The sequence below is a fragment of the Micromonospora sp. C31 genome (assembly GCF_018070575.1).
GTDB lineage: Bacteria > Actinomycetota > Actinomycetes > Mycobacteriales > Micromonosporaceae > Micromonospora.
The window spans coordinates 17,802-31,231 of the sequence record NZ_JAGPXN010000015.1 but is presented as its reverse complement, the minus strand read 5'-3'; the positions used below and the strand labels follow the sequence as shown (position 1 = coordinate 31,231).

The window sequence follows — 13,430 nt, the reverse complement described above, 5'->3', positions numbered from 1 at the left end:
CCCCAAGCGGTCAGGACCGGGCGAGCGGTACGCGGGCCGGCGGCGCCACGTCTTCCCAGTGCCCGACCAGCTCACGGTAGGTGGGCGAGCGGAGCAGCAGCTCGTCGTGGGTGCCGACGAGCGGCCGGTCGCCGTCGAACACCACCACCCGACGGGCCCGGGTCGCCGAGCTGATCCGGTGCGCGATCACCATCAGGGTGCCGTGCCGGCGGGCGAAGGCGTGCTCGACGGTCGCCTCCAGGGTCGGGTCCAGGTGACACGTCGCCTCGTCGAGGATCACCAGCGGCGCGGGAGCCAGGTAGGCCCGGACCGCGGCGACGAGCTGGCGTTCCCCGGCGGAGAGGGCGGCGGGGTCGATCGCGGCGTCGAGGCCGCCGAGGCGGGCCACCAGGGGCCCGGCGCCGAGGGCGTGCGCGGCGGCCAGGACCGTCGCGTCGTCGATGTCGGGGTGCAGGTAGCGGAGGTTGTCGCCGAGGGAGCCGGTGCGCACGTACGCCTCCTGCGGCACCAGCACCCGCAACCGGGCCAGCGCATCCGGCGCGGTGCCCGCGACCGGCACGCCGGCCAGGCGGACGGTGCCCGACTCCGGCGGCACCAGCCCGGCGACCAGCGCGGCCAGGGTGGACTTGCCGGCCCCGCTCGGCCCCACCACGGCCACGTGGTCACCGACGGCCACCGTCAGGGTGAGGTCCGCCAGGACGGGGCGGGCGTGCGGGCCGTACCGGAAGGTCAGCCCGCGCAGCGCGACCGCCGGCGGGCCGCTGCCGGCGCGGGCATCCCCCGCCGGACCGGTGCCGGCCGAGGCGGCGGCGACGGGTGCCGACGCGGCGGCGTTGGCCGGCGCGTCGGTGTGCGGCAGGGGAGCGGGCCCCGGGGGCGGGCTGGTGCGCAGGATCCGGTCCAGGGTGACGGCGTAGCGCAGCCCGCCGCCGCCGACGCCCTGCACCACCGCGTGCAGGGCGGGTTGCAGCCCGGTCGTGACGTAGACCAGCGCACCCAGCACGGCCCCGGCGCTCAGCCCCTGCCGGACCAGCCACGGCGCGGCCAGCACCAGCACCACCACGGGCAGCCAGCCGCCCACCCCCAGGCTGAGGCTGCGCAGCGCCGCCATCCGGGCCAGCGTCCGCTCCGCGTCGGCCTGCGCCGTGACCCGCCGGTCCACGTCGGACACCACGCGCTCCTGCGCGCCGCAGGCGACGACGTCGCGGTGCCCGGCCAGCGCCGACGCCGCCGACCGGCCGAGCCGTTCGCCGGCGCTCACCTGCGCCCGCTGGTGCGCCACCATGGCCGGTAGCGACGCGGCGAACACGGCCAGCCCCACCACCAGCGGCGCGGCCACCGCACCCGCCAGCGGCGGGGCCAGGGCGAGCAGGCCGAGCAGCGCCGCGCCGGCGGTGAACAGGAACCCGCGGACCACCAGCACCAGCCCGCCGAACGTGTCCCGGACCACCTCGACCTGGTGGGTCAGCCGGGCCACGGTGGCGGTGTCCGGCCGCCCGCCCGCCCGGGTGGCGTCGCGGAGCGCCCCCCACACCACCCGGGCGGCCAACTCGTCGCGGAACGGTTCCACCACGGCCCCGAGGCTGCGGTACACCTGCCCCGTCGCCGCCGCCCCGACCAGCACCGCCACGGCGAGGACGGACAGCCAGGCCAGGCCGGTGCCGAACTGGCCGGCCAGGAAACCCCGGTCCACGGCCCGGGCCACGAGCACCCCGCCGAGCAGCGCCGGCAGGGCCTCGACCGCCGACCAGGCGGCCAGCCGGCCCACCGCCCGGCGACGGGCCCGCAGCGCCGCCCAGGTGGTCCGGCGTACGCCGGGGCGGCTCATCGGGCGTCCCCGCCGGGCGTGAAGACCGCCCGGTAGGCCGGGTCGGACCAGAGCTGCCGGTGCGGCGCCACGGCCCGCAGCCGCCCGCCGTCGAGCCACGCCACCAGGTCGGCCGCCGCCGCCGTCGTCGCGCGGTGGGTCACCACCAGCCGGGTACGCCCGCCTGCGCCGGTCGCCACCGCCCGGGCGATCCGGTGCTCGGTGGCGGTGTCCAGGCTGGACGTCGCGTCGTCGAGGACGAGCAGCCGTTCGGCGGGGAACGCGCGGGCCAGCCCGAGGCGCTGCGCCTCGCCGCCGGAGAACGGCGCGTCCGCCAGCCGGGTGCGGAAGCCCTCGGGCAGCCGGGCGACGACGTCGGCGACCTGCGCCGCGCGTGCCGCGGCCAGCACGGCCGGGGTGGCCGGGGCGGCGTCGGCGGGCGGCCGCGCCGATCCGGCGGGCAGCCCGAGCCCGATCGCGTCGTGCACCGTCTCGCCGACCAGGACGGGCCGGTCGAAGGCGTGCCCGACGGCCCGGCGCAGCGCGGGCGGGTCGTACCGGCGCAGCGGCACCCCGTCCAGCAGCACCTCGCCGGTGTCCGGGTCGTGCAGCCGGCCGGCCACCGCGGCGAGGGTCGACTTGCCGGCGCCGGAGCGGCCGACGACGGCCACCGTGGCGCCTGACGGCACGGTCAGGTCGATGCCGTCGAGGACCGCCCGCCCGTCCTGGGCGCGTACGCCCACTCCCCGAAGGCACAACTCACCCCGCCCGGGCGGCAGCGGCTCGGTGCCGTCGGGGCGTACCGGGTGGGCCAGCGGCTCGGCGATCCGGCTGGCCGCCGCGCGGCTGCGCACCAGCCGGTTCAGGGTGGCCAGCACCGCGCCGAGCCCGGCACCGAGGGCCGCGTACTGCACGGCGGCGACGAGTTGGCCGGGGCTGAGCCAGCCGACGGTCAGCGCGTACCCGCCGACGGCCACGACGGCCACCTGGAGCAGCGGCCCGACGGCGGCGGTGCGGGCGCCCGCCCTGGCCAGCAACCGCCAGCCGAGCAGGCCGTACCCGCGCAGTTCCGGCAGGGCCGCCAGCACCCGGTCGCGTTCCCGCTCGACGGTCGCCGCGGCGGCGATGGTGCGGGCGCCACCGAGAGCCTCCAGCAGCCGCCCGGCGATGTCCCCCAGCACCCGCTGGTAGCCGGACACGGCGGCGGAGGCGTCCGTGACGAAGGCGCGCATGAGCAACGTGAGCAGGGCCAGCCCGGCGAGCAGGGTGACGCCGAGCAGCGGTTCGAGCAGGGTGAGGGCCACGACGCTGCCGACCGGGGGGAGCAGCGCGACGACGCCCAGGACCACGGCGGTACCGGCCTGCCCCGCATCGGCGGCCTGCGCGACGAGTCGACCGACCAGGTCGCCCACCGGATGGCGGCGGACGGTGCGGATGTCGCAGGCGAACAGGTGCCGCAGCAGGCGCCGGCGCAGCCGCCCGGTGGCCCGGGCCGCGCCGTATCCGCTGGCCACGTCGCCGAGGATGTCGGTGAGCATGAGGGCGGCGATCAGGGCGCAGGCGGCGGCCGGCCACCGGGCGTCGCCGTCGCCGGCGACGGCGGCGTCGACCGCGAGCCCCAGCGCGGCCGGCAGGGCGAGTTCGGCGGCGGCGCCGGTGAGCGCCACCGCGCCGAGCAGGATCGTCCAGCCGCCGCCGTCGCGGACCACCCGCCGCAGCAGTTGGTCGGAGCCGGTCGGCGTCCGCATCGGTCCTCCCGTAGAAGACGTGCGGCCCTGGGCGGACACGTTCGTCCGCCCAGGGCCTCGCGTGACGACCTGGATCAGTTGCAGGTCGTGACGGACAGCGAGCTGTCGCCGCAGAGCAGCAGGCTCGCCTGGCTGCCGCCACCGGTGCGGTCGGCGGGGGCCATCTCCATGCCCTGAAGGTCGAGAAGCGCCATGTCGATCATCTCCTTCTGTGCTGATCGGTCGGATGGTCGTGCCCTGCATGTCGCCGGTGAAGGCGAAGGATCAGTTGCAGGTCGTGACGGACAGCGAGCTGTCGCCGCAGAGCAGCAGGCTCGCCTGGCTGCCGCCACCGGTGCGGTCGGCGGGGGCCATCTCGAGGCCCTGGAGGTCCAGAAGCGCCATGTCGTGTCACCTCCTTCCGTGCTGGTCGGACGGATCGGTCGCCCTCGCCGAGGCGAGGGAGTCGGGGGCGCCCGCCAGGGGCGCGAGGAACGGCAGGCTCACCGGGTCGTCGGGCCGTGCCGTGGCCAGGGCCAGCAGCACGCCGGCGGTGCCGGTGCCGAGGTCCATGGACAGCCGCAGCAGTTGCTCGCCCGGGAAGGCGGTCCCGTCGCCGTAGGGCAGGGCGTGCCAGGCCAGCCGGGCCACCTGGGCGTCGCGTTCGCGGCGGCGCTGCGGATCGTCGGGGTCCGCCGCAAGGTAGGCCACGACGCCGGCGCGTCCGGCGAAGAGGCCCGACTGCGCGTAGAACGGGGACCGGGCGGCGCGGCGTACACCGGCGCTGGCCTCCGCGAACCGCTCGTCGGCGCGGTGCCGCAGGTACGCATCGAGCACCAGGCCGATCCCGATGCTGCCCTGACCGAGGTAGGGCATGGTGCGCCAGCCCTCGTTGACCTGCAGCGTGCCGTCGGGGCGTACCACGCAGCGGCGCAGGTCCTGGCGCAGGGCCGTGGCGGCGTGGTCCAGCAGGGACTCCTCGCCGGTGAGCTCGTGCAGTCGCACCAGCAGCAGCGCCGGGCCGGTCCGGCCGCGCAGCAGCCCGGCGTACGGGTTGCGCCCGCCGCTGATGTCCGGCCCGGGGTCGTCGGCGAGCTGGTCGATCACCCGCTCGACGGTCCGCCAGGCCGCCTCGCGCAGGGCCGTCTCACCGGTGCGCCCGGCCAGCTCGGCCAGGTTGAGCGCGATGCCGGAGAGGCCGTTCGCGAGGCTGTGGTCGAGGCCGTCCAGTGGCTGGCGCAGGCAGATGTCGAGCACGTCGAGGGCGTCCTGCCGGCGGCCGAGCGACTCCAGGGCGTACGCGACGCCGTGCAGGCCGTCGTAGAAGCCGCACCGGGTGCCGGAGGCGGGTGCCGTGGCGTGGCGGACCAGCCACTGCTCGTGTTCCGGCCACCGCCCGGCGCCGCTGACGTGCAGGGCGTACAGGACGCCGGCCGCGCCGTGGGCGAGGTTGAGCCCGCCGCTGCGGAACTGCTCGATGTCGCCGGGGAAGAGCCGGTCGTCCCGCTGGGGTGTCGCGCTGGCGAGGATCGCCCGGGCGAGGCGGTCCCGGTGGGCCGGTCCGACGTCGACGGTGAGGTCGGGTGCCGGTTCGGCGTCCGCCGCCTCGGGCCCGGTGATCTCGCGTACGGAGGCGTCGAGGAGGTCCCTCGGCACCGGGAACTGGGTGGCGATCACGTCGGCGACGTGCGCGGCCTTGGCCGGCGCCAGGCGGAACAACTGGGTCAGCGGCAGGAACAGCGCCAGCCGCAGGCAGGCCAGGGCGTACCGGTCCACGGCGGGACCGGAGCGGTCCCGAGGTGCGGCGAAGCCCTGGTTGCGCAGTCCGGGTCGGCGGTGCCCGTCGATCGGCGCGGCGACCTCGAAGTCGACCAACGCGATCCGGTCGTCCGGGCGGACCATGACGTTGAACAGGTGCAGGTCGCCGTAGACCAGGCCGCGGTCGTGGATGGCCGTGACGACCTCCTCGACCTGCCGGTGCACGTCCAGCGCCCACCGGGTGTAGTCGGCGCGGTCCGCGTCGGTGGTGTCGGCCTCGATCAGCGGGTAGCGGTCGACCAGGACCTTGTTCAGCGGACGGCCCTCGATGAACTCCAGCGCGAGGAACCGGTGCTCGCCGATGGCGAACTCGTCGTGCACCCGGGGCACCTGTGGCAGGTCGGCGAGCCGGCGCAGCGCATCGGCCTCCCGGGCCAGGCGGGCGACCGCGTCGGTGCCGTCGGCGTCGAGGCCGGCGTGCGGCCGGGCCTCCTTCAGCACCACCTGGGTGTCGGTGCGCACGTCCCGGCCGACGTAGAGGCCGCCGCCGTTCGAGAAGTGGATGACCTTCTCGATGCGGTACGGCACCTCGTCGGTGCTGGTGGCGTTGCGGGCGGCCAGGTGCGGGCCGAGGAAGTCGGGCAGCGTGACCCAGGACGGCACGTGGAACACGGGATCGCGACGGTCGGGCACCAACGTGCCCGTGTCGTCCTCGATCGCCGGGACCACCTGGCCGTCGGGGGAGTGGCAGTAGCGGGCGGCGAAGCCGCCGTAGCGCACGTGCACCGGGCCTGCGCCGTGGCGCAGGTCGCTGAGGATGTACGGGCCCGGCTCGCCGGCGATCAGCTCGTCGAGCTCCTTGCAGACCAGCTCCAGCTCCGCGTCGTCGTGCGGGTAGACCGTGACGAACTTGCCGCTGGCCGCCCGGGAGGCGTACTTGGAGTTGCGCAGCAGCAGGGTGCGCGGGCCGCGCAGGAACTTGAAGGACAGGCCACGCGGTACGCAGTAGTCCCAGACGGCGTCCAGCACCCGCTCGGCGTTGTCGAGCGTCGCCGACACGTGGATCTTCCAGCCCTGCTGGGGCAGCTTGCCGCCCTCGGGGGCGTAGATCAGCCAGTCGTCGAGCGGCTCGGAGCGCCAGCCCTCGGGTGCGGGTCGCTGCGCCGCCGCGAAGGTGGGCTGCTCGACCGCCCTGCCGAGGGAGTCGTAGAAGAGCCGGTCGGCGGCGCAGTAGCTGTCGTAGCGCTCGTCCACGGTGACCACTCCCTCCGCTGTTCGGTCGATGTCTTCGTCCTGCTGATGGAGATGAGTCTGTCCGTTCGGGCCATGGCGATTCCAGTGCGTTCAGTCATGACGACGAATGCGTGCCGCACGGTCGGCCATGACAAAAGTCAGTTGTGCCCGGGTGCGCGGTGCCCCGCCGCGGGCCGCCGGCCGTGGAGCGTGCGGGGCGCCGGCCCGGCCCGGGGGCGGTACGGTGCTCGCCGTGACCGCAGACGATCACTCCTCCGTCGCCGTCGACGGGCCCGTCGCCGTGCTGGCCAACCCGACCGCGGGCCGGGGCCGGCACCGGGGGTTGCTGCCGCAGGTGCTGCGTCGGCTCGCGGCCACCGGCCGCCCCGTACGCCCGCTGCGCGCGCACACCGCCGACGAGGCCGAGGCGGCCTGCCGCGCGGCCGTGCGTGACGGCGCGTCGGCCCTGGTCGTGGTCGGCGGCGACGGGACCGTGCACCGCGCGGTGCAGGCGTTGGCCGGCACGGGCGTGCCGTTCGGCCCGGTGCCCGCCGGCACCGGCAACGACTTCGCGGCCGACACCGGCTTCCCGGCCGACCCGCTCGCCGCCGTCGACGTCATCGCGGCGGCGCTGCGCGACGGCCGCACCCGCGCGGTGGATCTGGCGCGGATGACGGGGGCCGACGGCGCGCGTCGGTGGTACGGGGCGGTGCTCGCGGCCGGCTTCGACGCGATCGTCAACGAGCGCGCCAACCGGATGCGCTGGCCGAGCGGTCCCCGCCGCTACGACCTGGCGGTCCTGGTGGAACTGGCCCGGCTGCGCCCGCGCCGCTACACGCTGCGCCTCGACGGCGTGCCGCACGAGGTGGACGCCGTCCTGGTGGCGGTGGGCAACTGCGCCAGCTACGGCGGCGGCATGCGGATCTGCCCGGACGCGGACCCTACCGACGGCCTGCTCGACGTGGTGGTGGGCGGCGCGTTCGACCGGCGCACCCTGATGCGGGTCAAGCCGCGCATCTACCGGGGCACCCACGTGGCGCACCCGCTGGTGCGCAGCTACCGCGCCCGCACGGTCGAGCTGGGCGCCGAGGGCATCACCACGTACGCCGACGGCGAGCGGGCCCTGCCCCTTCCGCTGACCGTGACGGCCACCCCCGCCGCCCTCCACCTCCTGTGCTGACCGCCTCCCGCCCCCGCCTTGCGCAGCGACGCCGCGAACACCGCCAGCAACGCCGAGCCGAACCCGATCGCCCGGCCCACCGCGGTCAGGGGCTGGTCCGGGCCATGCGGTCGAGCCATTCGGCCAGCAGGGCGCGTTCGGCGGTGCTGAGGTCCGTGGTGAGGGTGTCCAGGGCGGCGCGCAGCGCCACCGCGTGCCGGAGCGGACGGTCGGCCCGGGAGGTCGCCCGGGCGGCGGCGGAGTCGGTGACCAGGGCGGCGAGCACCGCCTCCCGGGTGCGGGTCGACAGGGTCGGGTCACGCTGCGGGAGCGGGGTCCGGATCAGGGCGAGGGTGACCCCGCAGGCGGTGGCGTGCAGCATCTCGGTCGCCTCGGCGACGCCCGTGCGCAGCCGGCCCGCCTCGGCCACCCGGTGCACGAGCTGACGCAGGATGTCGGCGGCGACCCGGGTCGCGGTCGGGGTCTCGCCCGGGCGCGGGTCGGCGTACATGAGGGCGTGGAACGCCGGGTTGGCCACGCCGAAGCCGACGTGCAGGTCCCAGCCCCGGCGCAGGTCGTCGACCGGGTCGCCGACGAGGTCGCCGGCCGCCTGGGCGTGCAGGTACGCGGCGAGCCCGTAGCTGGCCGCGGCGTCCAGCAGGCCCCGCATGTCGCCGAACTGGCGGTAGATGGTGGGTGCCTGCACCCCTGCCGCCCGGCCGACCGCGCGGGTGGAGACGGCCTCCCGGCCGCCCTCGGCGAGCAGCGCGGCGGCGGCCCGCACGATCCGGTCCCGGGGCGTCTCGGTGATCATGGCAGCGACGATAACGTCTTCGCGTTAGCGTCGTGCGTTAACGGCGCTGTCGAGGTGCTGTTAGCTCTGATCGCCGACCCCGGCCAGGTCGAGCACCGCACCCAGGCCGTTGACCCTGCCCGCCTCGGCGGCCGGCAGCACCAGCACCGCGCACCCGGCCGCGACGGCCCCCGCGTCGGCCGGGGTGTCGCCCACCATCAGCGTCCGCTCCGGGTCGACGCCGAGCATCCCGCAGGCGCGCAGGAAGATCCCCGGGTCCGGCTTGCAGCGCCCCACCTCGTACGACAGCACGAACGCGTCGACCAGCCCGGCCAGCCCCCACGCCTCGAAGTGCGGCCGGATGTCGAAGCCGATGTTGCTGACCACGGCCACCCGGACGCCCCCGGCCCGCAGCGCGGCCAGGGTCGGGGCGGTGTCCGGGTAGGGCAACCAGCCCTCGGGCACCAGCACCCGCTCGTAGAGCGCCTCGGCGAAGCCCTCGATGCCCGCGTCCACGGTCTCGGCGAGCCCCGTGTAGGCGCCCCGGTGGGCGTGCGGGTAGAGATCCCGGTCGGCCCAGAGTTCGGTCAGCCGGGGCGGCACCCGGGTCGGCAGCGGTCCGCCCGCCCGCCCGGCGGTCAGCAGCCGGTCGGCCAGCGCGGTGGCCCGCATCCGTTCCAGCGTCACCCCGCAGGCGGCCGCGGCGGCGAGCACCCACTCCCGGGGCTCCTCCACCTGGGCCAGGGTGCCGTGGAAGTCGAACAGGACCGCCTCCACCGGCCGGCGGGACGGACCGGGGCGGACGGCGTCGTCGGCGCCGTGCGGGACGTGGGGCGGTTCGGCATGATCCGGCACGTCGTGCACCCTACCGACCGCCCCCGACCCGGCTGCCGGTTGGCCTTGTCCGGTGGCTGTCGGCAGCACGCATTAATCTTGGAGGCATGTCGAGCCCCGCCGAGCGGTACGCAGCGGCGCGCCGCCGGGCCGCGCAGGCCTCACAGTTCCCGGCACTCAACGAGTTCGCCCTCGACCTGGGGTTCGACCTCGACGACTTCCAACGGGAGGCCTGCCAGGCGTTGGAGCGGGGCAGCGGCGTGCTGGTCTGCGCCCCGACGGGCGCCGGCAAGACCGTGGTCGGCGAGTTCGCCGTACACCTGGCGCTGCGCGGCACGCCGACGCCCGCCCCCACCGGCGACGCCGCGCCGGTTCCCGCGACCGGCGGCGCCACGGCGGCCGATCCCACCACCGGCGGCGGGGCAGCCCCGCCCCGCCGGCGCAAGTGCTTCTACACGACCCCGATCAAGGCCCTGTCGAACCAGAAGTACCACGACATGGTCGACCGTTACGGCGCCGAGCACGTCGGGCTGCTCACCGGCGACAACGCCATCAACGGCGACGCCCCGGTGGTCGTGATGACCACCGAGGTGCTGCGCAACATGCTCTACGCCGGCTCGGCCACCCTCGACGGCCTGGCGTACGTGGTGATGGACGAGGTGCACTACCTCGCCGACCGCTTCCGCGGCGGGGTGTGGGAAGAGGTGATCATCCACCTGCCCGCCTCGGTCACCCTGGTCTCCCTGTCGGCCACCGTGTCCAACGCCGAGGAGTTCGCCGACTGGCTGGTGACCGTGCGCGGCGAGACGGCCGTGGTGGTCAGCGAGCACCGCCCGGTCCCGCTGTGGCAGCACATGCTGGTCGGCAAGCGGATGTTCGACCTGTTCCACGACGCCGACGCCGCCCGCAAGCACGACGTGCACCCCGAGCTGCTGCGCTACACCCGCGACACCATGCGCCGGCTGGAACTGGGCGAGGGCCGCAGCGCCGGCCCCGGCGCCGGGCGGCGCGGACCGCGCTGGCGCGGCCCGATGCGCCCCGACATCGTCGACCGGCTCGACCGGGAGGGTCTGCTGCCGGCCATCCTGTTCATCTTCAGCCGCGCCGGCTGCGCCGCGGCCGTGCAGCAGTGCCTCGCCGCCGGCCTGCGGCTGACCTCCCCGGAGGAGCGGGCCGAGATCCGCCGCGTCGTCGAGTCGCGGGTCACCGCCATCCCCGGCGAGGACCTGACCGTCCTCGGCTACTGGGAGTGGCTCGACGGCCTGGAGCGCGGCCTGGCCGCCCACCACGCCGGCATGCTGCCGGTTTTCAAGGAGGTCGTGGAGGAGCTGTTCGTCCGGGGCCTGGTCAAGGCGGTCTTCGCCACCGAGACCCTCGCCCTGGGCATCAACATGCCGGCCCGCTGCGTCGTGCTGGAACGCCTGGTCAAGTACAACGGCGAGGCGCACGTCGATCTGACGCCGGGGGAGTACACCCAGCTCACCGGCCGCGCCGGCCGGCGGGGCATCGACGTCGAGGGGCACGCTGTCGTCGTCTGGTCCCCGGAGACCGACCCCCGGCACGTGGCCGGTCTCGCCTCCACCCGCACCTACCCGCTGCGGTCCAGCTTCCGGCCGTCGTACAACATGGCGGTCAACCTGGTCGGCACGGTCGGCGCCGAGCCGGCGCGCGCGCTGCTGGAGTCCTCGTTCGCCCAGTTCCAGGCGGACCGCTCGGTGGTCGGCCTGGCCCGCCAGGTGCAGCGCAACACCGAGACCATCGAGGCGTACGGCGCGGAGGCGGCCTGCCACCACGGCGACTTCGACGAGTACTTCGCGCTGCGGGTGGCGATCGCCGACCGGGAGCGGGCCATCGCCCGCCAGGGGCAGAGCCAGCGCAAGGCCGCGGCGGTGGCCTCGCTGGAGCGGCTGCGGGTCGGTGACGTGATCCGGGTGCCGTCGGGCCGTCGGGCGGGTCTGGCCGTCGTGCTCGACCCGGCCACCGGCGGGTTCGGCGAGCCACGGCCGTTGGTGCTCACCCAGGACCGCTGGGCGGGCCGGGTCGGCCCCGGCGACTTCACGACCCCGGCCGAGGTGCTGGCGCGCATCCGGGTGCCGAAGCGCTTCAACCACCGCTCGCCGGCGGCCCGGCGCGACCTGGCCGCCGAGGTCAGCGGCACCGGGCTGGACCGGCACGGCGGTCGGCGGGGCGGCCGCTCCCGGCAGGCGGTCGGCGACGACCACCAGCTCGGTCAGCTCCGCACCGAGCTGCGCCGGCACCCCTGCCACGCCTGCACCGACCGCGAGGAGCACGCCCGCTGGGCGGAGCGGCGTCGCCGCCTGGAGAAGGACACCGAGGAACTGCGGCAGCGGGTGGCCGGTCGGACCGGGTCGCTGGCGCGTACGTTCGACCGGATCGTGGCCCTGCTCACCGCCCGGGGCTATCTGACGCCCGACGCGACCGTGACCGACGCCGGTCGGATGCTCGGCCGGATCTGGACGGAGGCGGACCTGTTGGTCGCCGAGTGCCTGCGGCGTGGGGTGTGGGACGGGCTCTCCCCGGCCGAGCTGGCGGCGGCGGTCTCCGTGGTGGTCTTCGAGGCCCGCCGCGACGTCGACGAACGGGCGTCGCTGCCGCGCGGCCCCGTGGCCGACGCGGTCGACGAGACGCTCAAGCTGTGGAGCGAGATCGAGGCCGACGAGGCGGCCCGTGGCCTCACCGCCACCCGGGAGCCCGACCTCGGCTTCGCCTGGCCGGTCTACCGCTGGGCGCGCGGCGAGGCGCTCGCGAAGGTGCTGGGCAGCGGCCACGAGATCGACGGCGACATGCCGGCCGGCGACTTCGTCCGGTGGGCGCGGCAGGTGGTCGACCTGCTCGGCCAGCTCGCCGACTCCGGCGGCGCCTCGGCGGAGCTCAGGTCGACCGCGCGGCAGGCGATCGGCGCCGTGAACCGGGGCGTGCTGGCCTACCACGCCCCAGCCTGATCGTCACCGTCGGTCGCCGTCGACATCGGTCTGGCCATCGTCGGCACCGGACGGTTCTCCGCCGGACGGCTGCTCGCCGGGGGCCTGTCCACCGGCGCGGGGGTCGCCGCCATGCATTCACCGGCATGAGTGCCGTGTCGGTGCACCCGCACACCCGGCAGGGCGAGGTGACCGGCCGGACCGTGCGGCCGCCGACCGGGCTAGGGCCCCGTCGGGGCGGGCTGGGCCCGCTGGGCGAGGGCGTCGACCAGGCGGCGTGTCGAGCCGGCCAGGTTCCACTCGCTCGCCAGCTCCAGCAGCCGGTCGGGGTCGGCCGGAGCGGTCGGCAGGGCGGTGGGCAGCTCGGGCAGCGGCACGTCGAGGGCGACCCGGACCACCTTCGGCGCGACGGTCAGGTAGTCACGCGCGGCGGCGAGCCTGGTGCGCAGCCCGGGGGCGAAGCCGGAGCCCGGCGCGTCCAGGGCGGCGAGGATGCCCGCGACGTCGCCGTAGCGCTCGATCAGCCGGGCGGCCGTCTTCTCGCCCACGCCCGGCACGCCGGGCAGCCCGTCGCTGGGGTCGCCCCGCAGGGCGGCGAAGTCGGCGTACCGGTCCGCCGGCACCCCGTAGCGGGCGCGCACCGCGGCGTCGTCGCAGTCGTCGAGCTTGGCCACACCCCGCCCGACGTAGAGCAGCCGCACGGGGCGTGCGTCGTCGACGAGCTGGAACAGGTCCCGGTCACCGGAGACCACCTCGACCGGGGCCGGCTGCGTCACCGAGAGGGTGCCGAGCACGTCGTCGGCCTCGTAGCCGGTCGCGCCGACGTGGGTGATCCCGACGGCGTCGAGCACCTCCAGGATCAGCGGGACCTGCGGGCTGAGCGTGTCGGGCACCACCTCGCCGCCCTCGGGGGCCACCCGGTGCGCCTTGTAGGACGGCAGCAGCGCCACCCGCCAGTCGGGCCGCCAGTCGTGGTCCATCGCGCAGACCATCCGGTCGGGCCGGCGGGTGCGGATCAGGCTCGCCAGCATGTCGAGGAAGCCGCGCACCGCGTTGACGGGGCTGCCGTCGGCGGCCCGGGCCGCCGACTCGGGAATGCCGAAGTAGGCCCGGAAGTAGAGACTGGGCGCGTCGATGAGCAGGATCGGAGGTCGCTGTGCCACGCCCGACAGCCTGG

At 76.0% G+C, this 13,430-nt stretch carries 10 protein-coding genes; 2 read left to right on the top strand and 8 right to left on the bottom strand.

Going from position 1 to position 13,430, the window contains the following annotated elements; translation table 11 throughout:
- Positions 1-10: 10 nt before the first annotated feature.
- The 5 genes from KBX06_RS19695 to lanKC all read right to left on the bottom strand — a co-directional run bounded on the left by KBX06_RS19695 (position 11) and on the right by lanKC (position 6,546).
- Positions 11-1,828 (bottom strand): ABC transporter ATP-binding protein, encoded by a 1,818-nt coding sequence (locus KBX06_RS19695; protein ID WP_210837203.1) that lies wholly within the window; start codon positions 1,826-1,828, stop codon positions 11-13.
- Complete coding sequence (locus KBX06_RS19690; RefSeq protein WP_210837201.1) at positions 1,825-3,555, bottom strand: ABC transporter ATP-binding protein; 1,731 nt, start codon at positions 3,553-3,555, stop codon at positions 1,825-1,827. The genes KBX06_RS19695 and KBX06_RS19690 overlap by 4 nt, the downstream gene beginning before the upstream one ends.
- A gap of 74 nt (positions 3,556-3,629) precedes the next feature.
- Complete coding sequence (locus KBX06_RS19685; RefSeq protein ID WP_210837199.1) at positions 3,630-3,749, bottom strand: SapB/AmfS family lanthipeptide; 120 nt, start codon at positions 3,747-3,749, stop codon at positions 3,630-3,632.
- 70 nt (positions 3,750-3,819) lie between these two features.
- Positions 3,820-3,939: a SapB/AmfS family lanthipeptide gene (locus KBX06_RS19680; RefSeq protein WP_210837191.1), complete on the bottom strand. Its 120-nt coding sequence runs from the start codon at positions 3,937-3,939 to the stop codon at positions 3,820-3,822.
- A 6-nt stretch (positions 3,940-3,945) separates the two neighbouring features.
- Positions 3,946-6,546 carry a class III lanthionine synthetase LanKC gene (gene lanKC / locus KBX06_RS19675; protein ID WP_307854686.1) on the bottom strand — a complete coding sequence of 867 codons (2,601 nt, stop codon included), beginning with the start codon at positions 6,544-6,546 and terminating at the stop codon, positions 3,946-3,948.
- A gap of 223 nt (positions 6,547-6,769) precedes the next feature.
- Here lanKC and KBX06_RS19670 point away from each other — a divergent pair, with 223 nt between their 5' ends.
- Complete coding sequence (locus KBX06_RS19670; RefSeq protein WP_307854685.1) at positions 6,770-7,705, top strand: diacylglycerol kinase; 936 nt, start codon at positions 6,770-6,772, stop codon at positions 7,703-7,705.
- A gap of 85 nt (positions 7,706-7,790) precedes the next feature.
- On the opposite strand, the gene KBX06_RS19665 is transcribed toward KBX06_RS19670, so the two are convergent.
- Together KBX06_RS19665 and KBX06_RS19660 are read right to left on the bottom strand one after the other, a co-directional pair.
- On the bottom strand, positions 7,791-8,498 hold the full coding sequence (locus KBX06_RS19665; RefSeq protein WP_247686278.1) for a TetR/AcrR family transcriptional regulator: 708 nt from the start codon (positions 8,496-8,498) through the stop codon (positions 7,791-7,793).
- A gap of 60 nt (positions 8,499-8,558) precedes the next feature.
- Positions 8,559-9,332 carry an HAD family hydrolase gene (locus tag KBX06_RS19660; protein WP_210837159.1) on the bottom strand — a complete coding sequence of 258 codons (774 nt, stop codon included), beginning with the start codon at positions 9,330-9,332 and terminating at the stop codon, positions 8,559-8,561.
- A gap of 86 nt (positions 9,333-9,418) precedes the next feature.
- On the opposite strand from KBX06_RS19660, the gene KBX06_RS19655 reads away from it, so the two are divergent.
- Positions 9,419-12,274 carry an RNA helicase gene (locus tag KBX06_RS19655; protein ID WP_210837157.1) on the top strand — a complete coding sequence of 952 codons (2,856 nt, stop codon included), beginning with the start codon at positions 9,419-9,421 and terminating at the stop codon, positions 12,272-12,274.
- 200 nt (positions 12,275-12,474) lie between these two features.
- On the opposite strand, the gene KBX06_RS19650 is transcribed toward KBX06_RS19655, so the two are convergent.
- Entirely contained in the window at positions 12,475-13,416 is a 942-nt protein-coding gene (locus KBX06_RS19650) for a 5'-3' exonuclease (RefSeq protein ID WP_210837149.1), read from the bottom strand.
- Positions 13,417-13,430 lie beyond the last annotated feature (14 nt).